We start from the raw sequence: 17,044 nt of genomic DNA on the forward strand, positions 1-17,044 counted from the left end.
GCATCGCTCCTCTTTGCAAAATCAGAATACGCTTGGTATACCAAAGATGCAAACACGACCTGCAAAAGGCGCATTTTAGGTGTAGGAAACTCATGCCGTTACAACAGGCAGCAGAGCCAAATTTAACAGAGTATACCTTAGAACGGCTTCGCAAGATGATCCTTTGTGGTGATCTCGCGGCTGGTACGCCTTTGCAAGAGCGCGCCTTTGCGGAGCGTCTCGGTGTGTCGCGTACACCGCTTCGGGAAGCGATAACCCGATTGATTACGGAAGGTCTTGTCACTCGGAGTGCGCGGGGGACGCCGACTGTTTCCCGGATTTCAGTCTCCGAAATCGTTGAGATCTTACACGTGCGGCGTTTGTTGGAATGCGAGGCGGCGCGGCAGGCGGCCAGCGTCAACTCGGCCCCCGAGGATTGGCTGAACTTCAAGGCTACGATCGAGAAATTCCTTGCAAACGATCGACCGGATGCCGTCACTCATGCCGATTTTGATTTTGATTTACACATGCATATTGCCAAAACCGCTGGATCCAAATTGCTGGCAGAGATGATCCAGGGCCTGAAGCTTAAAACCCGTATATTCGATCAGGGGGAAATCCCGTCGCGTTTTGAGCCTGGAGCTCGTGAGCACCTTGAAATCATAGACGCAATTCTTGCCCGCGATCCGGGTGCGGCCGAAGCTGCCATGCGCCGGCATATCGAAAATGCCCGCGAAGCGATCCTGGCGCACATTCATCGGCTCTCCTGACTAAATATTAGTCAAACCCAATTTTTGATCCGCGCAAGTCTCTCGCGAGGGTTTTTGCTGCATTGACACTTGGAGTTCCGTTGGTATACCAAGAAGCAATTAAGGAGAGTGTTGTAGCAATAGCCTTTGATGAAACGGCATCACAGCAGCTCCAAATTAGGCTCTTGTGTAGCCGCGATGGTGCGCGATAGTAGGCGTTCCAGGAGCGTGATTTGGGGCCGCAAAAGTGATGCAATCGCGCCCCGGTGCCTGGAGATGCCCGCATGACCATCTATGTGATCAACCCCAACAGTTCAGAACATTTAACAGACGGGATTGATGATGCCATTGCTCCAATGCGTCAGATATCACCGGAGCCGATTTCCTGCCTCACCCTTAAGGAGGGTCCTCCGGGGATTGAAACGCAGGCGCATGTCGATGGCGTTGTTGGTCCCCTCCTGAAGCTTGCCAGCGGCTTGCAAGAAGATGCATCTGCTTTTGTGGTGGCCTGCTTTTCGGACCCCGGCCTGGCGGCGCTTCGGGAGGCGCAGACCGTGCCGGTTCTCGGCATTGCTGAAAGCGCCTATCTCCAGGCCATGATGCTGGGTCAACGTTTTGGTATCTTGTCTCTGGGGCGCGCTTCCATTCAGCGGCATATACGGTATCTCGGCGCTCTTGGCATTCGGGATCGGCTGGCCGCAGATCTGCCGCTCGGGCTTGGTGTTCTGGATCTCGCGCATGCGGACAGGACCGTCGCCCGATTGGCAGAGGTTGGCGAAACGCTGAGAGATCAATTTGGCGCCGATGTCCTCATCACGGGATGTGCGGGGATGGCGCAATATCGAACACTGATTGAAGAAAAGACAAGTTTGCCGGTTGTCGATCCGTGCCAGGCAGCAACAGCTGCCGCGATTGGTCAACTGGCGCTGAGAACCTGCGTATAAATAGGGGAGGATCGGGCATGACCCGACTGACGGAAGAGGCGCAGGGCGTCTACGTGATCGCTGTGACGCCGTTCAACGATAATGGCGCGCTCGATTTGGAAAGTGTCGACCGGATGGTGGATTTCTATCTGGAGGCCGGTGCGACCGGATTAACGGCGCTGGGCATGATGGGAGAGGCACCCAAGCTGACAACAGCGGAGTCTCTTGAGGTGGTGAAGCGCATACTGACCCGCCTGAATGGCCGCAGTCCTTTGGTCGTAGGTGTTTCGGCACCGGGGTTCGCTCAGATGGCGGAACTCAGCAAAGCGTCGATGGATGCTGGCGCAGGAGGTGTGATGATTGCACCGCCCCGGAACCTCAAGACCGATGCCCAGGTTGTGACCTATTACACCCAGGCAGCGGAATTCATTGGCGATGTGCCGTTTGTCTTGCAGGATTTCCCGTTGGCAACGGGGGTGCATATTCCGGTGAGCGCCATTGCCAGGATCGTTGAAGACGTCCCGACCTGTGTGTGCCTCAAACATGAGGACTGGCCGGGCCTTGAAAAGATCTCCGCACTGCGGGCAGAAGGAACGCTTGCCCGCCGAATCTCGATCCTGTGCGGCAATGGCGGTTTGTTCCTGCCGGAGGAAATGGACCGTGGAGCAGACGGTGCGATGACCGGCTTTTGTTACCCGGAAATGATGCGGGACGTTGTGCGCTATACGAACGCCGGAGACGCAGCGCGGGCGCGTGACCTTTTCAACGCTTATTTGCCGCTGGCCCGTTACGAGCAGCAGCCGGGTCTTGGCCTGGCCGTGCGGAAATACGTGCTTGCCAAGCGGGGTGTGATCGGCAGCGCTGCCTTGCGGCGGCCAGGAGCCGGGCTCACCAAAGCGGCGCAGGCCGAAGTCGATGCGCTCTTGTCACGTCAAGAAGAAAGACTGAAGGAATTGAACTGATGGATCTTGGGATCAAAGGAAAACGGGCGCTTGTTCTGGGTGCAAGCCGCGGTTTGGGGGCTGCCATTGCCAAGAGCCTTGCGGCAGAAGGCGCCGATGTGATCGCCGCGGCCCGGAATGCGGATGCGATCACAGAGTGGGCAAAGACGACAGATGGCTCTGTCACGGCTCAAAAGCTGGACGTGTCGAATGCCGCTGAAGTCGATGCGGTGCTCGACAGCCTGCTGGAAGCTGGAAACATTGATATTCTGGTGAATAACGCGGGTGGCCCACCTCCGGGACGCAGCACGGATCCGGCGCGTGCCGACTGGATGGCACATTTCGAAACCATGGTCGCCAACCTGATCCATATTGCCAACCGGTGTCTGCCGGGAATGGAAGAGGCCGGCTGGGGCCGGATCGTAACGATTTCCTCGTCCGGTGTTGAGCAGCCGATCCCGAATCTGGCCCTGTCCAATGGTCTCAGATCGGCGCTTGTCGGCTGGTCCAAGACGCTCTCCACGGAAGTCGCGTCGAAGGGGATCACCGTTAATGTCGCAATGCCCGGGCGCATTCATACGACCCGTGTCGATGAGCTGGATGCAGCGGCGGCCAAACGCCTTGGCAAGAGCGTTGAGGACGTTGCAACACAGTCTGCGGCCGCCATACCGGCGGGGCGTTATGGCCGGCCGGATGAATTTGCCGATGTCGTCACTTTCCTCTGTTCAGAGCGTGCGTCCTATGTGACGGGCAGCAAGATCCGTATTGACGGCGGCAGCATTCGCGGGATTTAGAATGTTTGTATACAGATCGATATCACAGTTGCCCGCGGCTGATTGGGAGCGCGTTTTGGCGCGCGTCCCAAATGTCAGCTGCGGGGAAGAAAGCTTCAGCTCCAGTTGCCGCTTGGTGAAGAAACCTTGCAGATTTCCAGAAGCGCAACGCCAGGTCTTGCCCTAGTCGCCAAGTGGCTGTGGGCCGGTGCGGCCGTGATAGGCGGTGAGGGAGGCGCGGATGCGGCGGAGGTTTTCTTTCGTCGTGTCCGCAGATTCCTGCGCCACTGCAGTCGCCAATGCATCGATCACCACCAGGTGCACATATCGTGAGGCTGTCGGTTTAAAGATCGCCCGGTCTTCGGGGACGTCGATAAGGACTGGAACTTTGGCTGCGGCTGCAAGTCTGGTTCCCGGTTTTGTGATGCATATCGTCGTCGCGCCATAACCATTTGCAATTTCGGCAGCGCCGACGATGGCGTCTGCTTCGCCGCTGGCCGAGACAAGAAACAGGGTGTCGCCGGGACCGAGCGTTGCGGCCCGCATCTGGAGCAGATAGCTGTCACTTACATGGAAGGACGGTATACCAAGCCGGAAAAACCGGTTTGCCGCTTCTTGCGTGATCATGGACGAGCCACCGCCGATGCCGGCAAAGAGGATTTGCCGTGTATTCAGGATAACGTCCCTGGCTGCATCCAGTATGTCCGTCTCGACTTGCTTTCGAAGAGTGTCGACAGAGGCATAAAGCGCGCCGATCACCTGGTCGATGGCCGTGTTGGTGTCTGGAACGTCGGGTATTGTGTTCGCGCTCATGTATTGAGCGCTCACAGCCAGATTCTGCACCAGGCGCAGCTTGAAGTCCCGGAAACCTGAACATCCCAGACTGCGGCAGAACCGGATTACCGTCGGTTTGCTGACCGCACAGTGATCGGCCAAATCACCGATTGTCATGTTGCTGATCGCATCAAGATGGTTCTTGACGTAGGTCGCGACCCTTTGCTCCTGGGCGGCAAAGTTCCCATCCAGATTGTTCAGTGCGGACAGAACGTCAAAAACACCCGGTCCGCCTTTTTGAGGTGGCCGCATGGGAGCGTCGGCCGCATCAGGTGTTTCAGTTTCGAGTGTAACTTCAGGGTGATTTGTCATGAAACTAAATTACATATCTCTGTCTAAACAATCAAGAAACTCCGAATGATCAAGCGAAACAAAACTAGAAATGTAACTAAATTTCATTTCGGCGTTGATCTTGAGGTCTTTCGATGTCATAAGCGTAACTTAGTTACAGGCCGCATTCTGGGAGGAATATGTTGGTTCAGGATTGGGCAGCCATAACAAGCGAGCGGGTGAACAAGGTTGTTGAGTTTGTTGTTGCGGGTTTGATGCTCGCACTCGTGCTCGACGTCTGGCTCGGCGTCGTCGACCGTTACTACTTCCGTTGGCAGTTGCCCTGGCCGGAAACGCTGGCCCGCTATCTGATGATCTGGGCCGCCATGCTCGCGGTCTCCTCCGGTATCGCCCGGCGCGATCATATTGGGCTTACGGCCTTTGTCATGATCTTTCCGGTCTCCGTCAGGCGAATAGTGCTGATCGCGGTGGATCTGCTGTCGCTGGCACTCTTCCTCTATGTCACCTGGTACGGAATAGCTTTTGCCCAAAGCGGTGCTCCACGGCACGCCATGATCTTCGGCATGAGGCTGGCGCCCTTCTATGCGGCGATTCCCGTCTCCGCTGCATTGTGTTCGGTTCAGCTTGTTCTTGTCCTCTCGCGGGACCTCGGCGGTTACCTCGACAAACCCGTGTTTGCCGAACCTGTATTGGAGGACGGCCAATGATCGTCGCCATCTCATTTGTCGTCCTGATCCTTTTTGGTATGCCGATCGGATTTGCCATTGGTCTTGCCGGTGTCATCGGTCTGATCGATATGGGCGGCGGTTCGTTCCTTGCGATTGGGCCGAGCAAGATCTTCAACGGACTGAACATCTTTCCGTTCCTTGCTATGCCGTTTTTCATTCTGGCCGGTGAGATCATGAACGGGACGGGCATAACAACCCGTTTGGTGAAACTCGCTCAGGTCCTGGTTGGTCGCTTTCGCGGCGGTCTTGCCCACACGAACATGCTGGCATCCGTCTTCTTTGCCGGTCTGACCGGATCTGCAACCGCTGATGCCGCAGCGTTCGGGCGGACACTCGTTCCGGCCATGGTCAAGGAAGGCTACAAGCGGGACTACGCCTGCGCTGTCACTGCCGCCGGCTCGATCATTGGCCCAACCATTCCGCCATCCGGTCTGATGGTGGTCTATGGTTCCCTTATGGGGGTCTCGATCGCGGGGCTGTTTGCGGCTGGCATCCTTCCGGGCCTCGTGATCTGCGCCGTATGCATGGGCGTCATCGTAGTCGGGGGCAAGCGGGAAAACCTGCCGCAAGCCTTGCGCGGGGCCAGCCTCAAGGAAGTCTGGCAGACATTCGTCTCCTCCCTGACGGCACTCGCCATGCCGGTTATCATCCTTGGCGGAATTCTTGGCGGTATCGTCACGCCGACAGAGGCAGCTTCCATTGCCGTTGCCTATGCGCTCTTCATTGGCGCCGTCGTCTACCGCACGCTAACTTTCAAGAACTTCTATTCCATGCTGGTTCGTACCGCACGGATCACCGGGGTCATCTTCGTCATCATCGCCTTTGCCAGCGTGCTTGGCTGGTGGATGAGCTTTGAACGTATTCCGCAGCTCATGGCGGAGACGGTCCTGAGCCTTTCAGACAACCGGTATGCCGTCATCGCGATTATCATCGGTCTATTGCTGGTTGTCGGCATGGTCATGGATATCACCGCGATCCTGATCATCCTTGCGCCAGTGCTTGTGCCTTTGACCGAGCAGGTTGGTCTCGAGCCGATCCACGCCGGGATCATCTTCGTTCTTGCGCTGAACATTTCGCTGATGACGCCGCCCGTCGGCGCCTGTCTGTTTGTTCTTTCCTCCGTGACCGGAGAGCGCCTGGAACGCATCTCGGTGAAGTTGATGCCATTCCTGATCGCCGAGGTCGCCATTCTCTTCATCTTCGCTTTCTGGGAGGACGCCGCCCTGCTCCTGCCCAGACTCCTTGGCTTTTCCAACTAACTAAAACAAACACCAGAGAGGGTAATCACATGAAACGGACTGCATTATCTGCGGCGCTTGCCGCCACCTTGATCGCCAGCACCGCCTATGCGGACGGAGGCGTTATTCGCTTCGGTCACGATAACAAGACCGACCCGTTTGAAAATCCGGCTCATGCTTGCACCGCCGTCTTTGACAACCTCGTCACCTCCGGCACCAACGGCAGTGTTTCTGTCGAAGTCTTCGGCTCTAACCAGCTTGGTTCAGCGGCAGAACATGTTCAGCAGGTGCGTGATGGCCTGCTTCAGGCGACGCTGACCTCTACCGGAGCGCTTGCCAGCTATTATCCGCGCATTGATGTTCTGAACCTGCCGTTCGCCTTCAACGGAAATGCTGCGACCTATGAAGTCTTCGACGGAGATTTCGGTAAGGCGCTTGCAGCAGACATTGAGGCTGAACTTGGTGATGTTGTAGTGCTCGGTTTCCCCGACACGGGCGGGTTCTTTGCCGTCACGAACTCGCAGCGCGAGATTGCCAACCTGGCCGATTTTGACGGCATCCGCATCCGCACGATGACCCTTCCGTCACACCAGACCATCGTCAAGGCGCTTGGAGCAGAAGCTTATCCGCTGTCCTGGGGCGAGGTTTATTCCGGCCTGCAAACAGGCGTGATTGATGGTCAGATGAACCCGGTTCCGATCATTTCCTTCGCCAATTTCGCAGAGGTCCAGGAATATCTGACGCTAACCAATCACCTGTTCTCGCCGTACACGTTCTTGATGAACCGTGCCTTCTACGAGGGCCTGTCCGACAGCGAAAAAGCCACCGTGCACACTGCAGCCGAGAACTGTGTTGCAGCCAGCCGGGGTCTTTCTCGCATCATTGAAGCTTCCGACCGCGGTCTTGCAGGGCTCGCCGATGACATCAAGGTCACCGCGCTCAGCGATGAGCAACGTGCAGAGATGGCTGCAGCCACACAGCCGGCATTCGAAACGCATGTTGCGGAAAATCTCGATCCGAAGGCCAACGAACTTCTGGTGAAGTTCCGCGATGCAGTCAACAAGGCAAACGAAGCCTCCTATCTGAACTGATCGGCACGGCCGGATGGCCGTCTGAAGAACTTGCCGGAGGCTGCCAAATGGTCTCCGGCATATAATAATAACCCGGACAGGACCCAATCCATGCGGATCTTCTGTGCATCGCTCGCCACAGAGACAAATACGTTTTCGCCTCTGCGGACCGACTTTTCTGACTTCAAACAGAGTTTTTATGCAGCTCCCGGTGCTCATCCGGAAACGCCAACTCTGTGCAGCGGTGTTTTCCCCGCGCTTCGCCGGGCATCTCAGGACCTTGATTTTGACCTTATCGAGGGGACTGCCACCTGGGCCGAGCCTGGGGGGCTTTTGAACGCCGGGACCTGGGTCTATTTGCGTGACGAGATTCTGGAGCAGGTCCGTGAAGCCTTGCCGCTGGATGGCGTTGTTCTGGGCCTACATGGCGCGATGATCGCAGACGGCTGCACCGATTGCGAAGGTGCTCTGCTGGAAGCCGTTCGAGGCATTGTCGGACCAGAGACGATCATCGGTGTCACGTTTGATCCGCACAGTCACCTTAGCCAGAAGCGGGTCGACAATGCGGACATCATCACGGTGTTCAAGGAATTCCCGCATACGGATTTTGCCGAAACGGGCGAAGCCTGTGTCGCACTTGTCTTGCGGGCCTTGAGGGGCGAAATCAAACCGGTCGTATCCGCCTACGATGTGCGCATGATCGATATCCTGCCGACCAGTCAGGCTCCAATGCGCGGTTTTGTCGACCGCATGAAAGCGCTGGAAGAAGACGGAACCGTCCTTTCCGTGTCGGCCATTCATGGGTTCATGGCCGGAGATTCTCCGGACCTCGGAGCCAAGATCGTTGTTGTGACCGACAATGACCGGTCAAAGGGGACTGAAATTGCGACGCGTCTGGGCGAGGAATTGTTTTCCTTCCGGGGGCAAACGAAACCTCAGTTTTTGACAGCATCGGCTGCCTTGGCCAAGGCAGCCAGAGCGGACAAGGGCCCAGTGGTCGTTGCAGATGTCTGGGACAATCCAGGTGGTGGCGTTGCCGGTGATTCCACCTTGATATTGCGCGAAGCTATCGCCCAGGACCTCCAATCGGCGGCGTTTGGAACCATTTGGGACCCGATGGCCGTGCGGCTCTGTCATGCGGCCGGGGAGGGGGCACGTCTCAACTTGCGCTTCGGCGGCAAAACGTCCTCGACCGCTGGCGATCCGGTCGACGCCACCGTGAACGTTCTGAAAAACCAGCGGGATGCCGTGCAAAGCTTCGGCACATCGATTGTTCCGCTGGGCGACTGTTCTGTCATCCGACTTGGCGGCATCGATGTGGTGCTGAACTCCAATCGCAGCCAGGCATTTTCGCCGGACCTGTACACCAATCTCGGCATCGACATCACAGCCAAAAAAGTTCTGGTGGTGAAGTCGACCAACCACTTCTACGGTGCATTTTCAAAGGTTGCGGCGGAGGTACTTTATGCCTCTGTTGACGGTCCTTACCCCAATGACCCGAAAACGACGCCCTATACCCGTTTGACGCGCCCGCTGTGGCCGATCGTCTCCAACCCCTTCGAAATGGCCCTTGCATGATTTTTGAAGATATCCAAACGCCGGCAGTTCTAGTTGATCTCGACATCGCCGAGGCAAACATCGACGCTTATCAGGCCTATTGCACGAAACATGGTCTTGCCCTGCGCCCGCATATCAAGACCCACAAACTGCCGTTTCTGGCAAAGCGCCAGCTTGAGTCGGGAGCGATTGGCATCACATGCCAAAAGATCAGCGAAGCCGAAGCGATGATCGCGGACGGTGGCATTGATGATGTCCTGATCACATTCAATATCCTGGGAGCAGAGAAGCTGGAGCGGCTGAAGGCGCTGGCCGGGAAGGTCCGCTTGAGTGTCGTTGCGGATAACACCTCAACCGTGACGGGTTTGTCGGACGCTTTTTCAGACACCGCCAGCCTGCTTACCGTGCTGGTTGAATGTGACACCGGCGCAGAGAGGTGCGGCGTCACCAGTCCGGAAGCGGCGCGGGACTTGGCGCAAATCATTAACCAGAGCCCCGGCCTCACCTTCGGCGGGCTGATGACCTATCCACCAGCTGGTAGAGAAGCAGAGGTTCAGGACTGGCTCACCAAAGCCCGGGACATGATCGAGGCAGATGGCCTGAAGGTCGCGACAATCTCGAACGGTGGATCACCGGGAATGTGGCAGGCGGAAGAAGTGCCGGTTACGACCGAGTACCGGATCGGCACATACGTTTACAACGACCGCTCCCTAGTGAGCCGGGGAGTTTGTGACTGGGGCGACTGCGCTTTGACGGTACTTGCAACGGTTGTGTCTGTACCAGCTCCAGACCGGGCTGTCATTGATGCCGGTACCAAGGTCCTCACCTCCGATCTCCTCGGATTGAACGGTCATGGCCATGTTCTTGGCCGCCCGGACATAACCGTCGACGCATTGTCGGAAGAGCACGGCGTGCTGCGCGCCGAAACCATTGGCCTTGAGGTGGGTGACCGGATCCGGATCGTGCCCAATCACGCCTGCGTGGTCAGCAATATGGTTGACGAGGTCCAGCTTGTCCGCGGTGAACATGGTTTGGGGCCGTCGCCCGTATCTGCCCGTGGCAAGGTGGTCTGATCCATGGTCGATATACTTTGTATCGGGGAACCGCTCTATGAGCTCAACGAGCAGCCCGATGGCTCTTTCGTGCCCGGGTGCGGCGGCGATGTCTCCAACGTCTGTATCGCGGCAGCGCGTCAGCAGGCCTATGTCGGATTGATCGCCAATATCGGCGCAGACACCTTTGGTGAAAGCCTTCAGGAAACCTGGCGGCGCGAAGGTGTGTCCACCAAGTACGTCACGTCAAAACCGGGTGAGGATACTGGGATCTATTTTGTCCAGCATGATGCGAACGGACACAGGTTCCTCTACCGCCGCAAGGGCTCGGCTGCATCCTGTATGACTCGAGAAGACATTCCACAATCCGCCATCGCGGACGCTTCGCTGGTTTATGCCTCGGGCATCAGCCTTGCGGTATCGGATGATATGCGGGACGCCACGCGCCACGCGATTGAAGTCGCTGTCGCAAACGGCCGGACAGCGGCCTTTGATCCGAATTTAAGGACCGCGCTCTGGTCGCTGGACGAAGCCCGCGCGGTGACGCATGAGGTCATGAAACACTGCGATATCGCCTTGCCGGGCCTTGAGGATGCCCGTGCGCTGACGGGTCACACAAGCCCGGAAGAGATCGTCCGGTTCTACCACACTCTTGGAGCGCGCGTTGTTGCCCTGAGGCTCGGTGCCGATGGTGTTGCCGTCTCTTGCGGGGACGGAGTTAAGACGATCCCGGGTGAAGCCGTGGAGACGGTAGACGCGACCGGTGCCGGAGACTGTTTCAACGGTGTCTTCATGGCCGTGTGGCTGCGTTCTGGCAATGCCGTAGAAGCTGCGGCGATTGCCAATCGCGCCGCTGCGCGCTCGACCACTGCCTTCGGTGCTGTCACTGCACCGAACATGACCCTTTCCTCTTAAAAACCAAAAAGGATGCTTGAACATGAGCCAAGCCACGATTGAACGTTTCGGCGGCCGCAAAACAGGTGCCGGCGGACAACCTCTTCCCTTTGCAACAGCCGTACGCGCTGGGGACTTTGTCTTCATTTCCGGCCAGGTCGCCATGAAGGAAAATGGCGAGATCGAACCGGGCGGCGTGGAAAGCCAAACCAAACGCACCATGGAAAACGTCATCGCGGCGCTCGCTCTTGCGGACTGCACGCTCGATGATGTCGTGAAGGTCGGCGTCTGGCTGGACGACACCCGGGACTTCTGGACCTTCAACAAGGTGTACGCCAGCTATTTCCCGACTGGTGGTCCGGCCCGCTCGACGGTTCGTTCCCAGCTGATGGTCGACGCAAAGGTCGAGATCGATGCGGTCGCGTACAAACCGCTCCCAAAAGCCGACTGATTTAGATTGGAGACCGGGGCTATCGGCTCCCGGTCTCTCAAAAGGTTCAATGATCGCGAGAAAAGTGCACGTTTTCCAATTACGTTTATGCGGCGTTATCAGAGCTCCGCTTCTTCCAGAACCTTCTTGGCCACCCGGAAGCATTCCAAAGCCTGTGGTACGCCGCAATAGATGCCGATCACATGGATGATGGCGCGGATCTCCTCCTTGGAAACGCCATTGGTGACAGCGCCGCGGCAATGGGTTTCCCACTCGGTCATCTTGCCGAGCGCCCCGATCATGGCGAGGTTCATCATGGAGCGGGTCTTGGCGTCGATGACATCATCGCCCCAGCCAAAGCCCCAGCACCAGGCCGTCATTGCTTCCTGAAACGGCCGTGTAAAACCATCGGCGGCCGCAAGGTTTTTCTCCACATACTCCGCGCCAAGGGTTGCCTTGCGTTGCGCAAGTCCTTTTTCAAATAGATCCTGATCCATCAGCCTATCCTGATTGCAATGTTTTTGGTTTGAACGTAGTTGAGCAGAGCCTCGCGGCCCTTTTCCCGGCCATAGCCGGATTTGCCAAAGCCGCCGAACGGCGTTTCGACTCCGCCAGCGTACCATTCATTGACGAACACCTGACCTGCCCGGAGCTGCCGGGAGGCGCGCATGGCTCGGTCGACATTGGCGGTGAAGACCCCGGCCACCAGGCCATAGGGTGTACCGTTGGCAATCTCGAGCGCTTCACGTTCGTCCCGTGCTTTCAGAACAGACAGCACCGGACCGAAAACTTCATCGCTCGCAATTGTCATGTCAGGTGAAACATCGGTCAGAACCGTCGGCTCGAGAAAATAACCGGGGCGGTTCATGCGCCGGCCACCGGTCGCGATCCGGGCACCTTCGCGCTCCGCTTGAGAGACCATGCCTGCCGCCCGCTGGCATTGGCCTTCAGAGATCATCGGGCCCATGTTGTAGCCAAATTCCGGAAACTCGAGGCCCGGACCGACCTTGAGGCCTTCCGCCATACCGACGATGCCGTCCACCAACCTGTCATGGATGGCTTCATGGGCAATGACGCGGGACATGGCCGAACACACTTGGCCTGCGTTGAAGTAGATGCCCCAGCGGACATCCGAAAGGAAAGCGTCGAGATCGGCGTCATCGTAGACGATCGCAGCCGATTTCCCTCCAAGTTCAAGTACACAGGGCACGACGTTCCGGGCCGCTGACGTTGCGATTGCCGAGCCTGTAGCAACAGACCCGGTAAAGACGATCTGATTGACGTCAGTGTGGGCGGACAAAGCCGCTCCTGCCTCCTTGCCAAGACCGCAGAGGATGTTCAATGCCCCTGCCGGCAGGCCGCAGGCGAGGGCAGCATCCGCGAAGTATTTATTCGTGAGCGGGTCAAGTTCCGGCGTCTTGACAACGACAGCACATCCCACCGCAAGCGCGGCGGAAACAGACCGTGCTGTCATCTCCATCGGATAGTTCCACGGAATGATCTGGGCGGAAACGGCAAAAGGCTCGTGGACGGTAAAGTCGAAATACCCGCCGCCCAAAGGGATCGACCGGCCTTCCATAGTTTCGGCTTGGTTGCCGTAGTATTCGAAATACCGGGCTGCGCCCTCGATTTCGAGCTTCGCTTCCCAGAGTGGCTTTCCTGCTTCCCGGGTCAGGATCGGGGCGATTTCATCGATGCGATCCAGAAGGTAAACACCCATTTTGCGGACAATCCGTCCTCGCTCTACAGGGCGAAGATCGATCCACGTGCGGCTATCGCTGACCCGTTTGGCAGCCTTGACCGCGCGGTCTACATCAGTGGCATCCGCCAGCGCCTGCTCGGCAAGTTTCTCTCCGGTTCCCGGATCGAGAACGTCGAGCCGTCCTCCGCCACCGTCAACAAACGTGCCGTCGATGAAGTTTTGCCAGTAAGCTGGTACTTGGGTCACGAGGGTATAATCCTGTTGGCGTAGAGCCGGTCGTAATGCGGCTTCATGCGTTTGTGGACATGCTGGACCCTTGCTGGAGCCTCTGAAATGTCCACGTATTTCCTCTTCTGGGTTGTTAGGCCTGTGGACCGCTTCAGGTTCTCATGAAACGACCCGCCATCCCACCAGCTGTATTGTCCAGTGTCGGCACCCGGCTCCCAAGACAAGGCTTCCTTTATGAACGGAATGCCGACGGCTTCACAAAAGGCTTCCACCGTTTTCTCCGGCGTTTCAAGCAAGTCATTGCTGTCAATCACCGGCGGAGGTGTGCCGTTCAAGGCCGTGAGCAGATCGTAGAGGGCCCGTTGTTCTGGAAACCCGACTTCGGCGGCGTCGAAATCCGGCCACTTGTCATACATCGAAGTGATGGTGAGGGCTGGATCGCGGATCAGGAAGGCATGGGTGAAGTTCGATAGAAACTCCGGATCCCACATGTGGTTCACGTAATGGGGGAAGTCCTTGATGAATACCGGGCCTTTTTCAGTGCGCTCTTGAATGTCCTGCCAAACGCTTTGCAGAGTAAGTCCCTGCGTTGTCTTGTCGCCAGGTCTCCATCTCGGCCAGAACGGGTCTTCTCCCTGATACCAGGCTTCGCCAAAGGGTTCGTGGAGACAATCCAGATCTCCCCTTTGGCGCATCATCCATTCAAAGGCTGTGGAGGTCGAGCGCGGCACGGCCCATAGAGCAATGATCTTATGCATTCAAAGACCTCAAGAGTCGCCCGTTCTCGCCAGCCGGAGCCAGCTCCAATGATTTGAAAATCCGCCAGTAAAGAGCCGTATCATGCGCGATTACCGGTTTGCCAAGGCGGTCTTCAAGCATGCTTGTGAGTTGGAGCATCCGTTGCGGTTGCTGGTTGGGACCTGTGCGGAAATTGACCATGCCGTTGGCAAGGTAGGCATCTGCCTGCGGGGCCTTTTCGGCGATGTAATCGAAGCTTTTTGCTGCAAGTTTACCATCAAAGATCCAGCGTTGTTTGTTGACGTCGTCCTGAGTGGAAAACCAGCCTTGGTCCACGAAATTGCCTGCCCAAAGCACATCGAACCCGGCATCTTTCAAGAACCCGACCGTGCCCTGCCACCACTTTGGCCAGTGATAGACTGCGTTCAAGGCCACCTTTTCAACGTTCATGGCACGCAAGGCTTCAACCATCGCATAGCCGGCCATGTGGAACGCGAGACCATGTCTATCACTCATCTTTTTGCAGAAGTCAGAGATACCCTCAACGCCCAGGCCAGAGGCGTGCACCCAGTTGGACCCCACCTGACCGCACACGTCCGCACCATTGTTTGCCATCAGCGCGGCAAATTCTTCCAGCATTGCAAAGTTTTGCTTCCGCTGGTCGAGTTGGTGACCGTAGTCCGGCGCATGGAGCATCCATCCGTGCACTCCAACTGAGGGGGGTGCGATGCGCAGAAAGTCTGATGGGGCAGCATCCCAGTCCCGGGGCGGACAGGTAAACCCAACCTGATGCGGAAACAGCTTCTGATCAGCCGTCCAGACGTCCGGCATGTGCCAGGAAGCCTTGGACGCTGTTTCGCTCGTCATGCTTCACGCATCCAGCTTTGGAGTGCCTGTACCGAGTGTTCGGAATGCACACCGCAGGCTGGATCCAGCACCAGAGGTCCGGGTTTGTATCCGCGGCTTTTGAGACCGCGCTGTACCGATTCCACAAGGTAAATGTCTTCTTCGACCGTGGTCGAGCGGTCCTGCACGGCAAGACGGCGCGCCACTTCACTGTCGACACCGTCGATGGTGTACCAACCGCGCCAGACAACGACGTGATCCACACCGACCGCGCGCCAGTGATAGGTGTTCAAGATGTTGCCCGGATAGACCTGGAATGAGAACAACGGCCACAAGAACCAGGAAGAATAGTCTCCCGCATGTTCGTTGGAATCGAGGTCGATCTCATAGGTCATGCGCTCCAGATTTTGACATTCTGTTGTGTGGCGCAGGCAATACCCTTGCGGCTGGATATCATAGGTTTCGGGCTTGATGACACCGGTCGCGAAAGTCGGGTGGTTGATGGGGCAGTGATAGCACTCGGAATAGTTTTCGACCGAGACTTTCCAATTGCAGTTTTCTTCGATTTCGACCCACTCGAGCGGCTGTAGCCGATCGATATGCGGAACAAAGGATCTTAGCTCTTCCCGAACATTGGGAAACCATTCGTCCATAGGCTTGGCATTGGGATCCAGGTTTACAAACAGGAAGCCGCAGAAATCCTCAATTTGGACGGTGCTCAGGCAAATCTGGTTGCGGTCGAATCCTGGGACTGATTTGACATTCGGTCCGGACCGCAGACCGCCAGTGAGTTCATAAGTCCAGCTGTGATAAGGGCACACCAGCAGCTTGGTGTTGCCTTCGCCTTGAACCAGCTGATGGGCCCGGTGCTGACAAACGTTGAAATAGGCTCGCAGCACACCCTCGCGATCCTTCAGGCAGACAATACTTTCACCGGCGATATCGATCGTGAAATAATCGCCTGGTCTTTGCAGCAAAGACGCATGTCCTGCAAACTGCCACGTTCGTGCCAGCAGACCGTCCTTCTCCCGCTCAAAGTGAGCAGGGTCGGTATAGTACCGTGCTTCGAGCGAATGGATCAGCTGGCTGTGAACGTTCATGAGCGGTCCTTCCATTCTTCCTGATAGAGCCCCATGGCATGGCGGCGGGTGTGGAATTTCTCAATGTTTGCAACGACATCGGGTGGTGCGTCGGCAATGACAAAGGCAAGCAGCGTTTCCAACAACGCGATCGTTGACACAGACGAGGGGAAAAACTGCGGAGTCTCGGCGTCGATGATGAAGGCGTGATCGCTGCCGACCACGATGGGGGAAGCCGGGCTGTCGGAGATTGCGACGATTGTCAGGCCCTGTTCGCGGGCAACCTCAACCGCTTCAATCACGTCGGTTCGATACGGTTTGCAGGTCATTGCGAGCAGTACATCGCGTTTGTCTGCCCGGGCCAAGTCGTCCGTTGCGACAGATCCCATACGCGGGATCGTCCAAATCGTATCAACGGCCATGTCTGCAAGGTAGGTAAAGTTGCGAGCGTTGGAGTTGTTGACGCCAACGCCGAGCACATAGGTGTGCCGTGCATTCACGATCGCATCGGCCGCCGCTTTCATGGCATTCGCATTGGTTGCCGCAAAAGTATTCTCGATGTTCGAGATTGCACAGGCCGCCATTTCGGCAAAGAGCTCACCCAATTGGCCGCCTTTGGATAGGGACTGCAGCCAACGGGCCCTGTCCGGAAAATCTGTACCTCTGCTGCGGATCGCTTCGCGGAACGGCTGCCGGAAGTCCTCATAGCCTTCAAAACCCACAGACCGTGCCATGCGAACAAATGTGTTGGGTTTTACCCCGGCAGCATCTGCGATCTCGCGGATTGAGCTGACGCCGACATCATTCGGATTTTCAAGCACATAGCTTGCCGCCTTGCGCAGCTCTGGGGTCAACACCTCAAGCTCGGCAGCCAGGTCGTCCAGCACAGTCTGCGGTGCCTTCAAATCAGATTTTGGTACATTCATATCATTCATGATTGACGAGAGTACATTTGTACAATTACGCTGTCCATCGAAAAATCACGGTCCATG

18 protein-coding genes are annotated in these 17,044 nt (G+C 57.0%); 11 read left to right on the forward strand and 7 right to left on the reverse strand.

All coding sequences use genetic code 11. The annotated features are described in order from the left end of the window. Window positions 1-155 precede the first annotated feature (155 nt). The 4 genes from AC0J4F_RS10175 (at window position 156) to AC0J4F_RS10190 (ending at window position 3,386) form a co-directional block, all read left to right on the forward strand. Window positions 156-749, forward strand: coding sequence for a GntR family transcriptional regulator (locus AC0J4F_RS10175; protein ID WP_209002771.1), 594 nt, complete (start codon window positions 156-158; stop codon window positions 747-749). Window positions 750-1,012: 263 nt separating this feature from the next. Continuing rightward, window positions 1,013-1,672: an aspartate/glutamate racemase family protein gene (locus AC0J4F_RS10180; protein ID WP_133953097.1), complete on the forward strand. Its 660-nt coding sequence runs from the start codon at window positions 1,013-1,015 to the stop codon at window positions 1,670-1,672. Between the two features lie 17 nt (window positions 1,673-1,689). Then, entirely contained in the window at window positions 1,690-2,613 is a 924-nt protein-coding gene (locus AC0J4F_RS10185) for a dihydrodipicolinate synthase family protein (RefSeq protein WP_473026153.1), read from the forward strand. Beyond that, complete coding sequence (locus tag AC0J4F_RS10190) at window positions 2,613-3,386, forward strand: SDR family oxidoreductase (RefSeq protein ID WP_473026154.1); 774 nt, start codon at window positions 2,613-2,615, stop codon at window positions 3,384-3,386. Before AC0J4F_RS10185 ends, AC0J4F_RS10190 begins: the two co-directional genes overlap by 1 nt. A gap of 162 nt (window positions 3,387-3,548) precedes the next feature. Here the strand turns inward: AC0J4F_RS10190 and AC0J4F_RS10195 are convergent, their stop codons facing one another. After that, window positions 3,549-4,511: a MurR/RpiR family transcriptional regulator gene (locus AC0J4F_RS10195; RefSeq protein WP_473026155.1), complete on the reverse strand. Its 963-nt coding sequence runs from the start codon at window positions 4,509-4,511 to the stop codon at window positions 3,549-3,551. A 158-nt stretch (window positions 4,512-4,669) separates the two neighbouring features. Here AC0J4F_RS10195 and AC0J4F_RS10200 point away from each other — a divergent pair, with 158 nt between their 5' ends. The 7 genes from AC0J4F_RS10200 to AC0J4F_RS10230 all read left to right on the forward strand — a co-directional run bounded on the left by AC0J4F_RS10200 (window position 4,670) and on the right by AC0J4F_RS10230 (window position 11,480). Next, window positions 4,670-5,197 carry a TRAP transporter small permease gene (locus tag AC0J4F_RS10200; RefSeq protein ID WP_473026156.1) on the forward strand — a complete coding sequence of 176 codons (528 nt, stop codon included), beginning with the start codon at window positions 4,670-4,672 and terminating at the stop codon, window positions 5,195-5,197. Further along, entirely contained in the window at window positions 5,194-6,477 is a 1,284-nt protein-coding gene (locus tag AC0J4F_RS10205; protein ID WP_473026157.1) for a TRAP transporter large permease, read from the forward strand. Before AC0J4F_RS10200 ends, AC0J4F_RS10205 begins: the two co-directional genes overlap by 4 nt. A gap of 29 nt (window positions 6,478-6,506) precedes the next feature. Further along, window positions 6,507-7,547, forward strand: a complete 1,041-nt coding sequence (locus tag AC0J4F_RS10210; RefSeq protein ID WP_473026158.1) for a TRAP transporter substrate-binding protein — start codon at window positions 6,507-6,509, stop codon at window positions 7,545-7,547. 90 nt (window positions 7,548-7,637) lie between these two features. Next, window positions 7,638-9,104 (forward strand): M81 family metallopeptidase, encoded by a 1,467-nt coding sequence (locus AC0J4F_RS10215; RefSeq protein WP_133953111.1) that lies wholly within the window; start codon window positions 7,638-7,640, stop codon window positions 9,102-9,104. Then, a complete protein-coding gene (locus AC0J4F_RS10220; protein WP_133953113.1) occupies window positions 9,101-10,156 on the forward strand; it encodes a D-TA family PLP-dependent enzyme in 1,056 nt (351 codons plus the stop codon). The genes AC0J4F_RS10215 and AC0J4F_RS10220 overlap by 4 nt, the downstream gene beginning before the upstream one ends. A gap of 3 nt (window positions 10,157-10,159) precedes the next feature. Next, the gene (locus AC0J4F_RS10225; RefSeq protein ID WP_473026159.1) at window positions 10,160-11,050 is read left to right on the forward strand and encodes a sugar kinase; all 891 of its coding nucleotides are present in this window, start codon (window positions 10,160-10,162) and stop codon (window positions 11,048-11,050) included. Window positions 11,051-11,072: 22 nt separating this feature from the next. Next, entirely contained in the window at window positions 11,073-11,480 is a 408-nt protein-coding gene (locus AC0J4F_RS10230) for a RidA family protein (RefSeq protein WP_133953117.1), read from the forward strand. Window positions 11,481-11,578: 98 nt separating this feature from the next. Here AC0J4F_RS10230 and AC0J4F_RS10235 read toward each other — a convergent pair whose 3' ends face one another. From AC0J4F_RS10235 to AC0J4F_RS10260, 6 genes are read right to left on the reverse strand one after another with little or no spacing between them, the layout of a single operon-like run. Further along, window positions 11,579-11,956, reverse strand: coding sequence for a carboxymuconolactone decarboxylase family protein (locus AC0J4F_RS10235; protein ID WP_133953119.1), 378 nt, complete (start codon window positions 11,954-11,956; stop codon window positions 11,579-11,581). Beyond that, window positions 11,956-13,407, reverse strand: coding sequence for an aldehyde dehydrogenase family protein (locus AC0J4F_RS10240; RefSeq protein WP_133953121.1), 1,452 nt, complete (start codon window positions 13,405-13,407; stop codon window positions 11,956-11,958). The genes AC0J4F_RS10235 and AC0J4F_RS10240 overlap by 1 nt, the downstream gene beginning before the upstream one ends. Next, entirely contained in the window at window positions 13,404-14,147 is a 744-nt protein-coding gene (locus AC0J4F_RS10245; RefSeq protein WP_133953123.1) for a sulfotransferase-like domain-containing protein, read from the reverse strand. Before AC0J4F_RS10245 ends, AC0J4F_RS10240 begins: the two co-directional genes overlap by 4 nt. Further along, window positions 14,140-14,994, reverse strand: a complete 855-nt coding sequence (locus AC0J4F_RS10250) for an aspartate racemase/maleate isomerase family protein (protein ID WP_473026160.1) — start codon at window positions 14,992-14,994, stop codon at window positions 14,140-14,142. Before AC0J4F_RS10250 ends, AC0J4F_RS10245 begins: the two co-directional genes overlap by 8 nt. Next, window positions 14,991-16,073, reverse strand: coding sequence for an aromatic ring-hydroxylating oxygenase subunit alpha (locus AC0J4F_RS10255; RefSeq protein WP_473026161.1), 1,083 nt, complete (start codon window positions 16,071-16,073; stop codon window positions 14,991-14,993). The genes AC0J4F_RS10250 and AC0J4F_RS10255 overlap by 4 nt, the downstream gene beginning before the upstream one ends. Then, on the reverse strand, window positions 16,070-16,978 hold the full coding sequence (locus AC0J4F_RS10260) for a MurR/RpiR family transcriptional regulator (RefSeq protein WP_133953127.1): 909 nt from the start codon (window positions 16,976-16,978) through the stop codon (window positions 16,070-16,072). The genes AC0J4F_RS10255 and AC0J4F_RS10260 overlap by 4 nt, the downstream gene beginning before the upstream one ends. Window positions 16,979-17,044 lie beyond the last annotated feature (66 nt).

It is taken from the genome of Roseibium sp. R5 (genome assembly GCF_055755305.1).